This is a genomic window from Vibrio sp. 2134-1, from assembly GCF_033339495.1.
On record NZ_JAWOUS010000163.1, the window covers coordinates 1 to 992 of the forward strand.

Annotated in this window: 1 pseudogene; it reads left to right on the forward strand. The window is 46.2% G+C overall.

The window, feature by feature from the left end:
- Window positions 1–992, forward strand: a pseudogene (locus R7R78_RS24655) (diguanylate cyclase domain-containing protein); the annotation flags it as partial.

Here is a 992-nt window from a genome sequence, read left to right on the forward strand (position 1 = left end):
CAGTTAGCTTCGATCCTAGCAACGTGTTTTTTGTTGTCGTGTCCGTATCTTTAGAAGTGTTTAACGACATCAAACACGACGTCGAATTTGATACTCATAGTGTGATTACGTTTGCCGATAAACCCATTTATCTAGACATCCCTCTTGCGCAAACCATTGAACTTCTGCCCCACTTTTATGCGGTGCTCTCCCCTGCGGAGTATCTGATGTGGAACAAAGTGGACAAAGTATGGCTAGAGCTTGCACTTTCTTTTGGTATCGCGGCATTTTGTACCATCACGCTGATCGTCTTAGTGCTCTATCGTTACGTTTTGCATCCAGTCTCTCGCCTCGATAAACAACTCAGCGAGCTAGAATCGAATCAGCGAGACAACATCGAAAAGCTCGGAACCAATGATGAAATTGGCCGTCTTTCATCTCGCTTTTTTGATATGTACGAAGAGCTCAACGTCATTTACAAAAAGACCAAACGTCTCGCAGAAACTGATCACCTTACTCAGTTGGCTAACCGTCATCGATTCCACCAACTTGCCACGCGTGAACTAGCCTCGCCACCTTCTCATTTGTGGGTGATTTATGTCGATCTGGATAACTTCAAGTACGTGAACGATAAATATGGCCATGAACTTGGCGACAACCTGCTAAAGGTCTTCTCGACTCACATTAAAAACGCCTGTCAAAAGTTCTCTCAGCAATACGACAGCCCTTGTTTTGGCGCGCGTTTATCTGGTGAGATAGCAAAACGCTATGGCAACCAAGGTTTGGCAGCTTCGCCAATCAAAATCTATCTTGATGGTACGGCTGGCCAGTCGTTTGGTGTTTAGAATGCGGGCGGCGGAGAGCTTTACCTCACTGGTGATGCGAACGACTACGTAGGCAAAGGCATGGCTGGTGGTAAGATCGCGATTAAACCTCACCTAGGCACTGCATTTAAATGTAACGAAGCCACCATTATCGGTAACACATGTTTGTACGGCGCGACAGGAGGCAAA